12 protein-coding genes are annotated in these 17286 nt (G+C 71.7%); 7 read left to right on the top strand and 5 right to left on the bottom strand.

From position 1 onward, the window contains the following. Positions 1-113 precede the first annotated feature (113 nt). Complete coding sequence (locus OG230_RS27615; RefSeq protein WP_328906426.1) at positions 114-1661, top strand: sugar transferase; 1548 nt, start codon at positions 114-116, stop codon at positions 1659-1661. A gap of 58 nt (positions 1662-1719) precedes the next feature. Here OG230_RS27615 and OG230_RS27610 read toward each other — a convergent pair whose 3' ends face one another. After that, positions 1720-2703, bottom strand: a complete 984-nt coding sequence (locus OG230_RS27610) for a GDP-L-fucose synthase family protein (RefSeq protein ID WP_328906425.1) — start codon at positions 2701-2703, stop codon at positions 1720-1722. Between the two features lie 111 nt (positions 2704-2814). Between OG230_RS27610 and gmd the strand changes: the two genes are divergently transcribed. The 5 genes from gmd to OG230_RS27585 are packed head-to-tail and all read left to right on the top strand — an operon-like array spanning position 2815 to position 10391. Next, positions 2815-3828, top strand: a complete 1014-nt coding sequence (gmd, locus tag OG230_RS27605) for a GDP-mannose 4,6-dehydratase (protein WP_328906424.1) — start codon at positions 2815-2817, stop codon at positions 3826-3828. After that, a complete protein-coding gene (locus OG230_RS27600) occupies positions 3825-6614 on the top strand; it encodes a LamG-like jellyroll fold domain-containing protein (protein ID WP_328906423.1) in 2790 nt (929 codons plus the stop codon). Before gmd ends, OG230_RS27600 begins: the two co-directional genes overlap by 4 nt. A 44-nt stretch (positions 6615-6658) precedes the next feature. Then, positions 6659-8866, top strand: a complete 2208-nt coding sequence (locus OG230_RS27595; protein WP_328906422.1) for a LamG domain-containing protein — start codon at positions 6659-6661, stop codon at positions 8864-8866. Beyond that, positions 8866-9567, top strand: a complete 702-nt coding sequence (locus OG230_RS27590; RefSeq protein ID WP_328906421.1) for a hypothetical protein — start codon at positions 8866-8868, stop codon at positions 9565-9567. The genes OG230_RS27595 and OG230_RS27590 overlap by 1 nt, the downstream gene beginning before the upstream one ends. Next, entirely contained in the window at positions 9564-10391 is an 828-nt protein-coding gene (locus OG230_RS27585) for a glycosyltransferase family 2 protein (RefSeq protein WP_328906420.1), read from the top strand. Before OG230_RS27590 ends, OG230_RS27585 begins: the two co-directional genes overlap by 4 nt. Before the next feature lies 1 nt (position 10392). Here OG230_RS27585 and OG230_RS27580 read toward each other — a convergent pair whose 3' ends face one another. Further along, on the bottom strand, positions 10393-11553 hold the full coding sequence (locus OG230_RS27580; RefSeq protein ID WP_328906419.1) for a glycosyltransferase: 1161 nt from the start codon (positions 11551-11553) through the stop codon (positions 10393-10395). 109 nt (positions 11554-11662) lie between these two features. On the opposite strand from OG230_RS27580, the gene OG230_RS27575 reads away from it, so the two are divergent. Further along, on the top strand, positions 11663-13126 hold the full coding sequence (locus OG230_RS27575) for a hypothetical protein (protein WP_328906418.1): 1464 nt from the start codon (positions 11663-11665) through the stop codon (positions 13124-13126). On the opposite strand, the gene OG230_RS27570 is transcribed toward OG230_RS27575, so the two are convergent. Genes OG230_RS27570 through OG230_RS27560 form a run of 3 tightly spaced genes read right to left on the bottom strand, consistent with a single transcriptional unit; the run spans position 13095 to position 17271 of the window. Continuing rightward, a complete protein-coding gene (locus tag OG230_RS27570; RefSeq protein WP_328906417.1) occupies positions 13095-14339 on the bottom strand; it encodes a hypothetical protein in 1245 nt (414 codons plus the stop codon). The genes OG230_RS27575 and OG230_RS27570 overlap by 32 nt on opposite strands. Next, positions 14336-16012 (bottom strand): lipopolysaccharide biosynthesis protein, encoded by a 1677-nt coding sequence (locus tag OG230_RS27565; protein WP_328906416.1) that lies wholly within the window; start codon positions 16010-16012, stop codon positions 14336-14338. Before OG230_RS27565 ends, OG230_RS27570 begins: the two co-directional genes overlap by 4 nt. Continuing rightward, the gene (locus OG230_RS27560; protein ID WP_328906415.1) at positions 16009-17271 is read right to left on the bottom strand and encodes a glycosyltransferase; all 1263 of its coding nucleotides are present in this window, start codon (positions 17269-17271) and stop codon (positions 16009-16011) included. The genes OG230_RS27565 and OG230_RS27560 overlap by 4 nt, the downstream gene beginning before the upstream one ends. Positions 17272-17286: the final 15 nt, after the last annotated feature.

The raw sequence follows: 17286 nt of genomic DNA, 5'->3' as shown, positions 1-17286 counted from the left end.
CAGCGAAATGGCACGTGTGTGGATATCGTGCACCGAGCGAGGGCGCATCCGTCAGTCCACGGGATCGACGGATGCGCCCCGTTTGTGGGGATGCGACTTGGGCTGGGGGGTTCATGGGGCATGTCGAAATACCTGAGACAGACATATCCGGGCACGTCGGACTGGCAGGTGCGCCACGACCACGCACCGCAGCGTCCAGGAACCGGAATGCGGCCCTGGAGCAGCTGTGGAGGACTCCGACCGCGGAGCCTCCGCACGCCGAACGGCCACGGAGCAGGAAACGGACGGGCCGGCATCTGCCGCTCGTCGTCCTGGCCGACGTGCTCGGCCTGGGGGGTCCGGCCTGGCTCGTCCACCACCTGGGCGGCCAGACGGCACCGCTGATCACGGCGGTTCTCTCGGCAGTCACCTGGGCCGCCGTACGCGGTGCGCGCGGCCGGTACACGGAACGGCTTCCCGGATCCGGCGGGGGCGGCCCGGCCACCGCCGGTGACTGGCTGCTGCTCGTGGGGGTTCTCGCCGTCCTGCTCACCGTGTCCGGTGAGTCGGTCGACCCGGCGATCGCGGTGGTGGCCCTGGTTCCCGGCCTGGCGGTGTCGCTCCTCGTGGCGTGGCTGCGGCAGTGGCTGTCGTCCGCGCGGCGGCGGCTCGCGGTGCGCCGCGTGCTCGTGGTCGGCCACGCGGCGGGCGTGGACCGGGCGGTGAACCTGCTCAACTCCCGTAAGGACCACACCTACACGGTGGCCGCCGCCATACCGGTGGGGACCGCCCCGCTGAGCTGCGAGGCGCCGGTTCCCGGCCGGCTCGCCGCCACTCCGGCCGAGGACGACCTCTCGACCGTGCTGGGGGGCGCCTTCGCCCACGACGCGGATCTCGTGCTGGTGGCTCCCGGGCCGCAGCTCGCGGACGAGCGGCTCCGGCGGCTGTCATGGGGGCTGCACGACAGCGGACTACCGCTGTGCGTGCTCTCGGAGCTGTCGGAGACCGCGGCGAGCCGGGTACGGCTGTCCTCCGTGGCCGGGCTGACCCTGCTGCACATCGCCCCGCCGCTGCGCAGCGGGCCGCAGCCGGCGGTCAAGACCCTGGTCGACCGGGCCGGCGCCGCTTTCGGGCTGCTGTCCCTGGCGCCGCTGCTTCTCGTGATCGCGATGGCGGTCCGGCTCACCTCGCCGGGTCCCGTCTTCCATCGCCAGATCCGCCACGGCCAGCACAGCAGGCCCTTCACCATGTGGAAGTTCCGCACGATGGTGGCGGACGCCGAGGTGCGCAAGGCGCAGCTCAGCGCGGCGAACGAGGCCGAGGGTCCGATGTTCAAGATGCGCAGCGACCCGCGGGTGACCCGGGTCGGCCGGGCACTGCGCCGTGCCTCGCTCGACGAACTGCCGCAGCTCATCAACGTACTGAGGGGCGACATGTCGCTGGTGGGCCCCCGTCCGCCACTGCCGGAGGAGGTGTCCCGCTACGACGAGCGGGAGCACCGGCGGCTCACGGTCAAACCGGGTCTGACCGGCCTGTGGCAGGTCAGCGGGCGTTCGGACCTGTCCTGGCAGGAGACCGTCTCGCTCGACCTCTGGTACGTCGACAACTGGTCGGTGGCCACGGACATGGGGCTCCTCGCCCGCACCGTGCGCGCCGTCACCGATGGCCGCGGGGCCTACTGACGTGGCCGGGGAACACATGCGAGGAGCCCGGGAACACGCCGGCCACCGGCCGGAATCCTCATTCCTGCGGGGGCAGTTGTCCGAGCCACCACGCGTAGGTGCGCGCGATGCCGTCGCGCAGCGGGATCTGCGGCTTGAAGCCGAGGGAAGTGAGACGGGAGACGTCCAGGAGCTTGCGCGGGGTGCCGTCGGGCTTGGACGTGTCCCAGGCGATCTGTCCCTGATACTCCGTCACGTCACGTACGGTCTCGGCCAGTTCTCTGATCGTCAGGTCGTCTCCGCAGCCGATGTTCACGGGGTCCTCCCCGTCGTACGACTCCAGCAGCCGGACACAGGCGGTGGCGAGGTCGTCGACGTGCAGGAATTCGCGGCGGGGGCTGCCCGAGCCCCAGAGGGTCACCTCGGGAGCGGCGTCCCGCTTGGCCTCGTGGAAGCGGCGGATCAGGGCGGGCAGGACGTGGGACGTCTCCAGGTCGAAGTTGTCGCCCGGGCCGTAGAGGTTGGTGGGCATGGCGCTGATGTAGGCGGCGCCGTACTGCCTGCGGTAGGAGCGGACCTGGGTGATTCCGGCGATCTTCGCCAGCGCGTACGCCTCGTTCGTCGGCTCCAGCGGGCCGGTGAGCAGCGAGTCCTCGCGGATGGGCTGCGGGGCGTGCTTGGGATAGATGCAGGACGAGCCGAGAAAAAGCAGCCGCTCGGTTCCGGCCGCGTGCGCCCCGGCGATCACGCTGAGCTGGATGCGCAGGTTGTCCTCCAGGAACTGCACCGGATAGGTGCTGTTGGCCATGATCCCGCCCACTTTGGCGGCGGCCAGTACGACGGCGTCCGGACGGACGTCGCGCAGATACGCCTCGGTCGGCGCGCTGTCGCGCAGATCGAGTAGGTCTCGGCCGCGGGTGAGCACCTCGTGGCCGTCGGCCGCGAGGCGGCGCACCAGCGCCGAGCCGACCAGACCGCGGTGGCCCGCGACGAATATGCGGGAGCCGGGTCGTAGCAGGGGGCGGACGGATTCCTGGGGAGGGCCGGGGAGATCAGTCGTCATGGCTCGGATTCTGCCAGGACCCCTGCGCGTCAGTGACCTTTTGTCGCAGAACACTCAAACTCCGAAATTTCGGTGAACAACCGCCTCTCAGGCGACCAGAAGGGGGGAACCGTGGGGAAGACCGCGCTGATCACCGGCGTCACCGGCCAGGACGGTTCGTATCTGTCCGAGCTGCTGCTCGAGAAGGGGTACACGGTCCATGGCCTGATCCGCCGCTCGTCCAGCTTCAACACCGAGCGGATCGACCACATCTACCAGGGCCCGGAGGAGGCCGGCCGCTCGTTCGTGCTCCACCACGCGGATCTGGCCGACGGCGTCGCGCTGGTGAACCTGCTGCGCGACATACAGCCCGACGAGGTCTACAACCTGGGGGCGCAGTCGCACGTCAGGGTCTCCTTCGACGCACCGCTGTACACCGGTGACGTCACGGGGCTCGGCGCCATCCGGCTCCTGGAGGCCGTACGCGCCAGTGGCATCGACGCCCGGGTCTACCAGGCCTCGTCGTCCGAGATGTTCGGCGCCAACCCGCCGCCGCAGAACGAGCGGACGCCGTTCCACCCGCGCAGCCCGTACAGCGTCGCGAAGGTGTACGCGTACTGGGCGACGGTCAACTACCGCGAGGCGTACGGGATGTTCGCGGTCAACGGCATCCTGTTCAACCACGAGTCGCCGCGCCGCGGCGAGACCTTCGTGACCCGGAAGATCACCCGGGGGGTGGCCCGGATCAAGGCCGGGCTCCAGGACCGCCTGCACCTCGGCAATCTCGACGCCGTACGGGACTGGGGGTACGCCCCCGAGTACGTGGACGCGATGTGGCGGATGCTCCAGTGCGACACCCCGGACGACTACGTGGTCGCCACCGGTGAGGGGGTCAGCGTCCGGCAGTTCCTTGAGTGTGCCTTCGAGCACGCCGGGCTCGACTGGCGGGAGCATGTGCGCTACGACCCGAAGTACGAGCGTCCCAGCGAGGTCGACGCGCTGATCGGGGACGCGTCCAAGGCCGAGGAACTGCTCGGCTGGAAGCCCGCCGTGAAGTCGCAGGAGCTGGCCAGGATCATGGTCGACGCGGACATCCGCCGGCTGGACGACCAGCTCAGCGGCGCGGTCGCCCGGGTGCACCGATGAGTGCGCCGGGCCGCATCGGGCGCAGCCGCTGGGGTGCGCTCGCCGCGGTGCTCGCCCTCGCCTCCGGTGTGCTGTCGGCGGCGGGGGCCGTCGCGCCCCCGGCCGCCGCGCTGACGCCGCCGGTCGGCTTCACCGCCGACCACCTGTCCACGTACCAGACCAACGGCATCGTCTGGGCACTGGCCGAGGCGAACGGGGTCGTCTACGCGGGCGGCACGTTCTCCAACGTCCGTCCGGCCGGCGCTCCCGCCGGGAGCAACACGACGCCCGCCGTGAACTTCGCGGCGTTCAACGCGGCCACCGGTGCGCCGAGCGGCTGTTCGCTCTCGTTCACCCGCAGCAGCGGTACGGCGACCGTGCGCGCGCTCGCGGTGTCGCCCGACAAGTCCACGCTGTACGCGGGCGGTTACTTCAGCGCGGTCAACGGTGCGAGCGCCAACGGCCTGGTCGCCATCGACACGGCGACCTGCCGGACCCGTCCGGGATTCTCGGCCGACTTCAGCGCGACCGTGCGGGCGCTCGACGTCGCCCCGAACGGCACGGTCTACGCGGGCGGCGACTTCCAGTCCGTCAACGGCCAGACCCGGCGCTTCTTCGGCGCGGTCACCGCCGCCGGGGTCCTCACCGGGTGGAACCCCGATGCGGACGCCCCGGGCCGGGCGCTGAAAGCGACCCCGGACGGGCAGAGCGCGCTGATCGGCGGGGACTTCTTCACCGTCGGCGGCGCCGACTCTCACGCCCTCGCGGTGACCAGCGCCTCCACCGGCGCACTGACCCGCGCCTACTCCGGCGGTTTCATCCCGTCGACCGCCGTCATCAAGGACATCGTCACCGACTCGGCCTCCGAGGGCTGGTACGCGGCGGGCGAGGGCCGGGGCGGCGCGTCCTTCGACGGCCGGCTGGCCATGGAGCTCGACTCCTTCGACCAGCGCTGGCGGGACACCTGCCAGGGTGCGACCCAGGCGCTGCGGGTCTACAAGGGCGTCCTGTACGCGGGCAGTCACGTCCACGACTGCTCGACCATGGGCGGCTTCCCCAACCAGACCCGCAAACACCTCACCGCGCAGTCCGTCGACGACCCGGCGCTGCTCGGCTGGCTCCCGGACACCAACGACGGCATCGGCGAGCCCGTCGGCCCCAGGGCCCTGACCGTCGCAACCCGCGACGGCCGCGACTTCCTGTGGGTGGGCGGCGAGTTCACCACGGTCAACGGGGTGGCGCAGCAGGCCCTGACCCGGTTCGCCGACCGCCCCGACACGGGGGCGCCCGCCGCCCCCGCGGTCAGTGTGTCCGCACCCCGGGCCGGTCAGGTCAAGGTCAGCTGGCGTTCGAGTCACGATCTGGACGACAGCCTGCTCACCTACCGGGTCTACCGCAACGGCGGGACCACTCCCGTGCACACCACGACGGGCTCCTCGCTGTTCTACAGCCGGCCGCAGCTGACGTTCACCGACACGAACGTGACGGCCGGACAGACGTACAGCTACCGGATCACGGCGAGCGACGGCACCAACACCAGCGGACTGTCCGCCACCGCCTCCGTGACGGCCGCCTCCTCCGCCTCGCCGTACCAGGAACGGGTGCTCGCGGACGGGGCAGGGCTGTACTGGCGCTACGACGAGGCGGGCGGGGCCTTCGCCGCCGATGCCTCGGCCGCCGACAACGGAGGGGTGTACGGGAACACACCCACGTACCGCTCCACCCCCTCTGCCGTGGCCGGTTCCGCGGCGCTCTCGCTCAACGGGAGCGACGAGTACGTGTACAGCGACCGGATGCACCGCTACACCTCGCCCACCCCCTACTCCATCGAGACGTGGTTCCGCACCACCTCGACGAGCGGCGGTCTGCTCGTCGGGTACGGCAACCGCGTCGGAACCGCCCAGGGCCACACCAGCAGCATCTCCGACAAGCTCGTCTATCTGACGAGCAACGGACGCCTGGCCTTCGGCGTCCAGATCGGGAGCAGCGCCACCCGGCCCACCATCACCACAGGGGCCTCGTACAACGACGGCGACTGGCACCATGTCGTCGCCACCCAGGGCCCGGCCGGCATGGTGCTGTACGTGGACGGAGTGGCCGTCGGCACCAATCCGGCGACCGGGAACCGCTCGTACAACGGCTACTGGCGGGTCGGCGGCGACGCCATGAGCAACGCCTGGCCGAACCGGCCCGCGAGCACCTACCTCGCCGGTCAGGTCGACGACACCGCCGTCTACCCGACGGCACTGACCGCCGCCCAGGTGGCCGCCCACCACGATCTGGCGGACAGCACTCCCCCGCCCACCGGCTCCACGGTCACCCTCACGCCGACCGAGGACGCGTACGTCAACGGGGTGGCGGCGAACACCACGTACAACGACACCCAGCTCGCCTCACGCGGCAGCACGCCGTATCTGGCCTATCTGCGCTACACCCTGCCCGCGGCCCCGCCCGGACAGGTCCTCACCGGAGCGCGGCTCGACTTCCGCACCTCGTCGGATTCGACGGCGGGCTCCACCGACAGCCACACCCTGGTACCGGTCACCGGCGCCTGGACCGAGTCGGCGGTCACCTACAACACCCGGCCGGCGCTCTCCGCGTCCGTGCTGGGGACCATCACGGACGCGGCCTCGGTCTCCACCGACTACTCGGTGGACCTGAACGCGTCCGCACTGGGCGGAGCGCTGGGCTCCGCCTACTCACTCGCCCTGACCAGCAGCGGGACGGACAGTCTGCGCATCTGGTCGAGCGAGGCATCATCCGCGGCCTACCGGCCGCAGCTCGTTCTCACCTTCGGAGCTGAATGATGAACGGAAGTACGGGGCAGAGATCAGCGGGGCCACGGGGCCGGATGCGAGCCGCATCCGCCGCGCTGTGCCTGCTGACCGGAGCCCTGACCGCCACAGCGGCCGGAGCCTCACCGGCAGCCGCACTGACCCCACCGGTGTCGATCACCGCGGACGACCTCACGACCTGGCAGACCAACGGAATCGTCTGGTCGATGGCCGCGACCGACGGTGTCGTGTACGCGGGAGGCACCTTCTCCACCGTCCGGCCGCCGGACGCCGCACCCGGCACAGGTGAGCAGCCCGCGGTGAACTTCGCCGCGTTCGACGCGGGGACCGGTGCGCCGACGGGGTGCACCCTGTCGTTCACGCTCTCCTCCGGGACGGCCACCGTACGGGCGCTGACGCTCTCCCCGGACGGCAACACCCTGTACGCGGGCGGTCAGTTCGGGGCGGTGAACGGCGTCGGGGTCAGCAACATCGCGGCGATCGACACCGCGACGTGCACCCCGCGCCAGGACTTCAAGATCGGCGTCTCGGCGACCGTACGGGCCCTGGCCGTCACCACCGACACCGTCTATCTGGGCGGTGACTTCAACAGCGTGGACGGGCAGACCAGGAACAAGTTCGCGGCGGTCACCACCGGCGCCGATCTGCTGCCGTGGACGGCGAACGCGGACGAGGTGGCCCGCGCCGTCGACGTGACGCCGGACGGGCAGCACGTCCTGCTCGGCGGGGACTTCTTCACGGTCAACGGCACGACCTCGCACGCGCTGGCCGTGGTCGACGCCACCACGGGGGCGCTCACCAAGAGCTACCCCGGCTTCATTCCGAACACCTCCACGGTGCAGGACCTGACCACGGACGCCACCGGGTTCTACACCGCCAACGAGGGCACCGGGGGCGGTGTCTTCGACGGCCGGATCGCCATCGATCTGGACGACTTCCAGCAGCGCTGGCGCGACACCTGCCTGGGTGCCACCCAGTCCGTACTGGTCCACTCCGGTGTGCTGTACAGCGGCAGCCACGCCCATGACTGCTCCAGCATGGGCGCGTTCCCCGACCAGCCGCGCAAGCACCTGCTGGCCCAGTCAGTCGACGATCCGAAGCTGCTGCCGTGGTTCCCGGACACCAACGACGGCATCGGCGAACCGGTCGGGCCGCGGGTGATGTCCCAGACGGACAGCGGAGGCCGTCACTACCTCTGGGTCGGCGGCGAGTTCACCACGGTCAACGGCGTGGCGCAGCAGGGGCTGACCCGGTTCGCCGACGGTCCCGACACCGGCGCCCCGTGGGTGCCCAACGTCAGCCTGTCCACCGTCTCGGCCGGGAAGATCGACGTCAACTGGCAGACCAGTTTCGACACCGACGACGGCGAACTGACCTACCGGATCTACAAGGACGGGGCGACCACCCCCATCCACACCACCACGGGTTACTCCGTCTTCTGGGACCGGCCGCAGCTGAGGTGGACGGACACCGACGTGGCCCCGGGCGAGACCCACTCGTACCGGATCACCGCGAGCGACGGCACCAACACCAGCGCCAAGTCCCCGGCCCAGTCCGCGACGGTGGCGGCCACGGCCGAGGCGTATCCGGCGCGGGTCCTCAGCGACGGGGCCTCGCTGTACTGGCGCTACGACGAGGGGGCCTCGACCCTCGCCGCGGACACCGGAGCCGGTCTGGACAACGGCTTCCTGCGCAACGGGCCCGCCTACCGGCAGACCCCGGCCGCCGTCGCTGGCGATTCGACCGCGATCGGATTCGACGGGACCGCCGACTACGCGTACAGCAACAAGGTGCGCCTGGCGCCCGCCCGGTTCTCGGTGGAGACCTGGATCAAGACCACCACCACCCGGGGCGGGAGGATCATCGGCTTCGGCAACCGGGTCATGCAGAACAGCTCCTCGTACGACAGGCACGTGTACATGCGCAACGACGGGCGGCTGGTGTTCGGCGTCTACAGCGGCGGGACCAGGACGGTCACCTCGCTCGGGGCCTACAACGACGGCAACTGGCACCATGTCGTCGCCACCCAGGGCACCGGAGGTATGGCGCTCTACGTGGACGGGCAGGTGCGGGCGTCGAACTTCCTGTACACCGGCAACGACAACTACCCGGGGTACTGGCGGGTCGGCGGGGACAACCTGAGCAGTTGGCCGAACCGTCCCACCAGCAACTTCCTCGCCGGGCAGCTCGACGAGACCGCCGTCTACCCGACCGCGCTGAGCGCTTCCCAGGTCAGCGCGCACTACGCCCTGAGGACGGGCTGATGAAGCATCCGTTCCTGGCCGGCGCCGCCGTCGTCGTACTGACGGCGGCGCTGGCCGCCTGCGGCTCGTCCGCCGAGGGGAACGGGCCGGAGGCCGCGGGTGCCAAGAGCCCCGCGGCCTCCGGGCCCCCCGTCGCCGGACCGTCGGCCGGGGCCACCGAAGAACCCGGGCCCGACGCCTCCGCCGAGGAGACCGGCGAAGCGCCCAAGGTGCCCGCCGACCGGATCACCCCGGCCACCGGCTCCTTCACCAAGAAGCAGAAGGAGTTCCTGGTCGACCGGGTGCCCGAGGGCATGGACCCGGCCGCGGTGCTCCAGACCGGGCAGGAGACCTGCGACAAGCTCCGCTACCTCGTCAAGGTCGACCGCGACACGGCCGTCGGGGCGATCGTCACGGACGAGATCCCCGATGCGAAGCCCGCGGTCGCCCATCTGTGCACCCAGTACCAGGAGTTGGTGGACGAAGCGGCCCTCGGCTATGCCGACGGCACCCACACGGAGAAGTCCCTCCGGGCGGGCCGCTACCGCTCGGCCGCCCCGACCAAGGACTGCACCTGGCAGATCGAGGACGGGTCCGGAAAGAGCCTGGAGTCGGGCTCCTCCGACACCGGGAAGCCGACGCGGATCACCGTGCCCCGCACGGCCCGCACCTTCACCTCCACAGGCTGCTATGCCTGGCTGCCCGAAGGAGACATCGGATGAGCAAGCTGCCGATCGCGGTCGCGATCCCCACGAAGAACGAGGGGCTGAACATCGCCGAGGCGGTGAAATCGGTGCTCGGCCACTTCGAGGCGGTCGTCGTGGTGGACTCCCACAGCACGGACGACACCGTGAAGATCGCCCAGGAGTGCGGGGCCGAGGTGGTCACGTACACCTGGGACGGCGGCCATCCCCGCAAGAAGCAGTGGTGCCTGGACCACGTCCGCACCGACCTCGACTGGATCCTGCTCCTGGACGGCGACGAACGGCTCAGCCCGGGGCTGCTGGCGGAGCTGCGGGAGATCTTCTCCGACCCGGCGACGGACAAGCCCGCGGCGTACGACATACCGCTGGGCTACTGGTTCTCCGGGAAGCGGCTGCGGCACGGATACACCATCCGCAAGCGGTCCCTGACGGACCGGACGCGCTGTCACTATCCGGAGGTCGGCGACCTCGACGCGCCGGGCATCGGCGAGGTCGAGGGCCACTACCAGCCGGTCGCCCCCACGAGCGGGTCGCTGGCCAACCCGATCGAGCACCAGGACCTCGACCCGGTCACCGCCTGGTTCGAGCGGCACAACCGCTACTCGGACTGGGAGGCGTGGCTGGAGCACCACCCGGACGTCAAGGAGCAGGTGCGGAAGGTGAAGTCCCGCCAGGGCCAGCTCTTCCACAAGGCGCCGTTCAAGCCCCTCGTGTCGTTCGCCTACATGTACGTCTACCGACGGGGCTTCCTGGACGGGCGGGCGGGGTTCGACTTCGCGCTGGCGATGAGCTTCTACCGGTGGCAGATCGCGCTGAAGTCCCGTGAGGGAAGCACCGGGTGAGTCACCGGCGACTCCGGCGGACCACGTCCTCGTAGGTCCGCCGGAGGGTTCCGGTCACGGCCTCGATGGTGAAGTGCTCGCCGACCAGGTCCCAGGCGGCCTTTCCGGCCTGCTCGTTGGCCCCGGGCTCCAGGAGTTCGAGGACGGCCTGCGCGACCTTCTCCGCGTTGGCGGCGTCCTCGCCGGGCCGGCTGTCGACGACCCGGCCGGCGCCCGCCCGCGCGACGTCGGGGCCGAGTCCGCAGGTGCGGGTGATGACGACGGGCGTGCCGACGGACATCGCTTCGAGGACGGAGACGCCCAGGGGTTCCTCGATCGAGGGGAGTACGTACACGTCGGCCTGCCGTCCGGCGGCGAGGACCTCCTCGTGGCCGAGGGGGCCCACGTGGTCGAGCGAGTCCGTCACCCCCAGCCTGCGGGCGAGTGCGAGGGTGCCGGCCAGCGCCCCGGTGTCCGGGCCCGCCAGGACGAAGCGCGCGTCGGGGTGTTTCTCCAGGACCGTCGGCATCGCGGCGACGAAGTCCTCCGGGCGCTTGCGCTCCTGGACGCGGGCGAGGAAGAGCACCGTCGGGGGCCGGCCGGGCTCGCGGGCGGGCTTGCGCTCCTGCGGGCGGACGCCGTTGACCAGCCGTACGGTGCGGGTGAGCGGGACGGGGGCCGCGACGGCGTTCACGTCGAGGCGTTCCTGTTCCGTCAGATACAGGACGGCGTCGGCGCCGCGCAGCACCGCGCGGACCCCGAGCAGGTCGGTGAGCTGGGCCACGCGCTTCTCCGTCGGGTCCACCATGCCGTGCGTCTGGACGACGAGCGGGGTGCGGGTGGCCAGGGCGAGCAGGGCGGCGGGCAGGGTCACGAGGTCGCGCATCAGATGGACGTGTACGAGGTCCGCGCCGCGCATCATGCGGCGCGCGGCCAGCAGCAGCGCACCGGAGGTGATGCCGCTGACCTCGAACATGGGGAGCACATGGCGGGCCTGGAACAGATGGACCGGAACTCCCTCGACGGTGGAGGGGAGTTCGCCCTCGAAGCCGTCGCCCAGCGCCATGATCCGGGCATCGTCGCCGTGGGCGCGCTGCACCTTCGACAGGTTGAGCGCGACTCTCGTCGGGCCACCGAACGCGTGGTCCGGAGTGTGCAGCGTGACGACGTGCAGGATCTTCACCAGGGTCCCCCTCAACCTCGGCCGACTATGCACAGACTAGTCATGGCATCCCCCCAAGTGCGTTGATTCGTTAGAGTGTTCACAGGTCGGTCCACGGAGCGGGGAGCGCATGACGTCCGTGCAGGTCGAGTCCGTCGCGAAGCCCATGTCGTGGGCGATGCTCTCCCGGGCTCTCGCGGTCCCGATGATCCTCGGCCTGGTCTGCTTCCTTCCGGCGGTGATCGTCGCCCAGCCGGGGACCGGCGTCCGCGACAACGCGTTCTGGCTGCAGCTCGTCCTCACCTGCTATGCGGGGGCCCGGCTCGCCACGATGATCCTGTCCACCGGGCGGCGGCTGCTCCAGGGCGTCTTCTGGATGTTCGTCTACATCGCCATGGGCGTGGCGCCGCTCGCCCAGGCCGTCATCGGGCAGACGCCGACCCCGATGGTCGGCCCGCGGTCCGACCTGGTGTCGGCCATCGCACTGATCCTGCTGGGCTGCGCCGCCTTCGATCTCGGTGCGCTGCTGGCCTCGCGGCGGCCCCTGCGGCGGCGCTCGGGGGCGCGGGGCAGGGTCGGTCCGACGGCGCACCGGGGCCGGCTCGCGCTCCTGGTGGTGATCGCTTTCGCGGCCGGCGGCTACTACATCCTGAAGCTCGGCGGACCCGCGATCTTCTTCAGCAGCCGGCAGGAGATCAGCGCCACGGTGGCCGAGAGCGGTGTCGTGTCCACCGAGTCCAATGTGGGGTCGGCGTTCCTGAAGGGCTTCGGCACCGTCCCCGCCCTCATCGCCCTGCTGTTCTACACCCGCCGTCTGGCGACCTCCCGAAGGGCCCGGCGCTCGCCTTCGACGGTGCTGGTGTGGGTGGCCCTGGCGGGGCTGAACCTGATCGTGAACAACCCTATCTCCAACGCCCGTTACTGGTTCCTCACCGTGCTCGTCTCCCTGCTGTTCACCGCGTTCCCCAGCAGCGCGGCGATGTACCGCTCGGTGCTCGCCATGGGCGTGGTGGGGGCGCTGGTGCTGTTCCCGTACGCGGACCGGTTCCGGTACGACGACGAGGGCTACAAGCCGGTGCAGTCGGCGTCCGTCTTCGAGCCGCTTGCCACCAAGGACTACGACCAGACGGTGATGTTCGCCAACACCATCTCCTGGGTCGACACCCGGGGGCACACCTACGGCCGCCAACTGGCGGGCTCCGGGCTCTTCTTCGTGCCGCGCGCGGTGTGGAGCGGCAAGCCCGAGGACACGGGGGTCCGGGTCGGTCAGTGGATGGGGATGAAGATGACCAACCTCTCGGCCCCGCTGTGGACGGAGTTCTGGGTCGATTTCGGTGCCGCCGGGATGGCCGGCGGGCTCGCTCTGATCGGCTACGGGGCCGCCCGTACGGACCGCAGGTACGCGGTCGCTGTGACCAGGGCGGGGCCCGGGCCCGGCAGTGTGCTGGCGATCGCGGTGCCGCTCGTCGCGGGGTACACCTTCATCCTGCTGCGCGGCCCGCTGCTGCAGTCCGCCGGGAAGTTCGCCATCGCCGCGCTGTGCCTGCTGCTCGTCACCAGTTTCACGAGCCGGAGCGAACAGCGCTCGCGCTGACGGTCTCCCGGTCCGCCGTCTCCGCGCCGCGCAGCCGCATCACGCGCGTCCAGGTGGCGACCGCCTTGCAGGCCGAGCCCAGGCACAGGCCCCAGGCGGCGCCGGTGACACCGGCCAGGGCGTAGCCGCCGGCCAGGAAGGCCACGGCGGCCAGCGAGAACACCACTTGGATGGACAGGGTGGTGCGCGGGTCGAGCATCCGCAGGCTGAGCAGCCCGCAGGTGCCGACGGCCATCGCCGCGTACTGGCTGCCGGTCGCGGGCAGCAGCGCCGCGGCCGTGGGCCAGGTGTCGCCGAGCAGTTGGCGTCCCGCCGCGTCGGGCAGCAGGGCGAGCGCGGTGGCCCACAGGGCGGCGGTCGCCGCGAGGACCGCGGCCAGTGCCGCCGTGGCCCGCACCTGTCGCCGCCGGGTCCCGAGCCGGCCCAGCAGCGGGGGGCCGAAGCTGGTGGCCGAGGTGTACAGCACGTTCAGCGGCCCGAAGAGGGTGGTCGCCCCGCGGAGCGCACCCACCACCAGGGGGTTGCCCACGGCGCCGAGGCCCAGCACGGACAGCTGGGCCGTCGCGTTGCCGACGCCGAACTCCACGACGAACCGCCGGCCGAGGTGCCCGCGCTTCACCAGGGGACGCACGTGCAGGGGGGTCCCCCTGGTCCGCCGGTGCAGCAGCGCGGCGGAGAGCAGCAGGGCGGGGAGCGCGGAGAGCCCCCAGACCGTGACGAGGCGCGCCGCTCCGGCCCCGTACGGCTGCACGGCCAGGGAGCCGAGTACACAGGCCAGTCGCAGCGCGTCACTGCCGAGTGCGAGATGCGGCAGGCGCAGGGTGGAGAAGGCGTAGCGCATGGCGTCCTGGCCGAGGACGACCGGCAGGACGAGCCCGAGCATCATCAGGGCGCGGGCGGTGTCCCCCGGGACGAGCAGACAGACGGCGGCGAGGAGCGCGCCGAGCGCCGAGGCGGCGACCAGGGTGAAAACGACGGCCGACCGGCAGGCGCCCCGTGTGCCGTCGCTCTCGGTGCGTCGCAGCACCAGGGGCTGCCCGGTATAGGCGCCGGACGCGCCCAGCAGGACGGTGAAGACGAGGTAGACGGCGGAGAAGCGCGCGAAGTCGGCGACGGTGGAGAGCCGGGCCGCCGCCACCAGCACCAGGATGTTGGTGAGGGCGGTGACCCCCTGGTCCGCGACCGAGCAGACGATCGCGGTACGTGACTTCACCGGCGTCCGGCGGGTGCGTTGAAGGCACGCAGGCCGAGCGTCTCCGCGGGGTCGCCGGTGGTCTCCGGGTCGTCGTGGCCGTCCGGCCTGGCGGCCGGGCCGCTGCGCCGCCTCGGGGACTTCTTGCGCTCCTTGGCGCCGAGGCGTCCGCGGCCCGGGTGCAGGAGGACCCCGAGCACCGAGCCGCCGGACGCGCTGATGATCTCGCGGATGCGTTCCACGTCGCTGCGGTGCACCTCGCGGGGGTCGCAGACGATCATGACGCCCTCCACCCGGTCGACGAGGGCGACGGCGTCGGCGTAGGCGAGGACGGGCGGGGCCAGCACGATGACGACGGTGCCGGGGCGGTCGCCCTCGGCCACGATGCGGCCGACGGGGGCGGAGGTCAGGGCCCGGGGGACGTTGTCGACGCGCCGGCCGGCGACGAGGGTGAAGGCACCGGAGCCCGGCACGTCCACGTTCGAGCGGCTGCCCGAGGGCCAGGTGCCGTCGTCGTCGGCGGCCCAGCGGGGCGGCCGGGCCTCGTGCGCCGCCGAACCCAGCTCGCGGGCGAGCGACGGTGTACGCAGGTCGGCCTCGACGAGGAGGACGTCGCGGCCCATCTCGGCGAAGGCCGCGGCCAGATTCGCCGCGGCGCCCGCAGCGGCGGCGTTGTCCCCGCGCGGCGCCGTGACCAGCAGGCGGCGGCTCTCCGCGAACGCGGGGTCGTAGGCCAGGCGGAACGCCACGGCCCGGTACTCCTCGGCGAGTCTGCTGCCGCTGCGCCCGATGGCGAGGAGGCTGTCGGAGGCCCCCCGTTCCCGGGGCAGCGTGCCGAGCAGCGGGGCGCCGAGGGAGCGGACGAGCTCGCGGGTGGAGCGTACGGCGGGGTCGAAGACGAGGCGTACCCAGGACAGGAGCAGCCCCAGGGCGAGTCCCACCACGCCGCCGAGGCCGAGCAGCAGGGGCAGGCCCGCTCCGGTGGGCTGCCGCGGCGCGACGGGCTTCTGGTTGAGGTAGCCGGGAGTCGTGTCGAGGGCCCGCAACTCGCTTATCTTGCGGCTGAGTTCGGAGATGGAGACGATCAGGTTGGCGCGGGCGCTGCTCACGTCGTCGGCTTCGCTCGCGCCGACCTGCTGCTCCAGCAGGTCGCGCTTCTCCTCCAGCGGCTTGAGCTGGGCCCGGTAGCCCTCGGCCATGTTCTCGATGCTGTCCTCGGTGCGCTGTCTGCGGTGTTCGAGGTAGGCGTCGGCGAGGGCCTCCGCGCGTGATCTGGCCTGCTCGGGGGTGTCTCCCGTGTAGGAGAAGCGCAGGGTCAGCGTGTTGGGCGGGTTGGTGACCTGGAGGCCGGCCAACAGGTCACCGGCGTCGACCGGGTCGGCTTCCTCGGCCAGGGCTTTGGCTGCCAGTTCGCCCACGGTGTCGCTGACGGCGGTCTGTCGTTCGGAGCCGATGTTGATGCCCTTGTCCGCCGAAGCGCCGGTGGCGAACGGGTCGGCGGTGGCGGAGCGGACGAGCACCACGCCGGTGGCGGTGTAGGTCTCCTCGCCGCTGAGCGCGAGGTAGCCGCCGCCCATGAGCCCGACGACGACGCCTACGGCGAGGAGGGTGCGGTAGCGCAGGAGCTGGCGGAACTGGTCCCGCAGCAGCGCCGGTTCGTCCTGGTCCTCCAGGGCGCGGATCGGATGCGTCATCGCTGTGGTCTCCCTTGCGCGTTCCCGAGGACCTCGGTGAGCAGGGCGTCGAAGCGGGCGAGCCCGGCTTCGCGGCCCAGGTGGTGTGCGACGTACCGCGGGCCCTGTGCGCCCAGGGCGTCCGCCGCGGTGGCGTCCTCGGTGAGTTTGCGTACGGCCGCGAGGAGTGCGGCCGGGTCCTCCGGGGCGACGAGGACTCCGGCGCCCGAGCGGCGTACCTCGTCGGCGGTGCCGCCCTCGTCGGCGACGGAGGCGACGACGGGCCGCCCGGAGACGAAGTACGAGGTGAGCTTGGAGGGCACGCTCATGTCGAGCACGGACGCCCGCTGGGTCACCGCGAGGACGTCGGCGGCGGCGAGGACGTCGGTGAACTCCTCGGCGCCGGCGGGCGGCAGGAAGTCGATGTTGGGCAGCGGGCCGGCGAGGGCACGGAGCGTCTCGCGCTGGTTGCCGTCGCCCATCAGGACGACCCGGATGTCCGGTGCGAGCCGGGCCGCGCCGACGAGGACGTCGAGGCCCTGCTTGAGGCCCATGTTCCCGGAGTGCAGCAGCACCGGGGTGCCCGCGGGCCAGCCGAGCCGGGCGCGGGTTGCCGCGCGGTCGGCCGAAGGGGGCTCCACGTGCGTCCAGTTGGGCACGATGCGGATGCGGCCCGGGTCGACGCCCAGTGCGGTGACGCCGGGTACGAAGGTCTCGTGGATGACGCCGACGAGGGCCGCGTCGCGCAGCGCGTACCGCTCGGCCGCCGCGGCGAGGGACGCCGCCCTGCCGCCGCCCCGGATGCCGCTCTGCGCCGCGGCGGCGCCCATCAGGTCCTGGACGACGGGGACGTACGGCACTCCGTGGCGGCGGGCGATGCGGGCGCCGATGACGCCCCCGGCGAGGCTCGGCATCTGGGCGATCACGGCGTCGGGGCGGCCGGGTGGCGGGGACAGGAGGCCGTGGGCCAGCACCGTGGCTTCGAACGCGGCTCTGCGCAGCGCGGTCTGACGGGGCGGCACATAGTGTCTGCGCCGGTGCACGTCGACTCCGGCGCGGGTCTCGTGCTTCCGCCAGACCCCCCGGTAGCGCTCGTCGAGCCGCCAGGAGGGGTAGTGCGGCATGCCGGTGAGCACCTGGACCCCGGCCCCCGACGCGGCCCAGTGCTCGGCGAGCTGGGTGGCGTACGGGCCGATGCCCGTCAGCTCCGGTGCGTAGTTGGTCGAGACCACCAGCAGTCTGCGGTCCTCGAACGTCGTGTGATCTTCGGCAGCGGACATCGGATCGGTCGCCTT

Source organism: Streptomyces sp. NBC_00234 (genome assembly GCF_036195325.1).
Classification (GTDB): domain Bacteria; phylum Actinomycetota; class Actinomycetes; order Streptomycetales; family Streptomycetaceae; genus Streptomyces.
The sequence above is the reverse complement of the archived record's forward strand: the minus strand, read 5'-3'. Positions and strand labels throughout refer to the sequence as shown.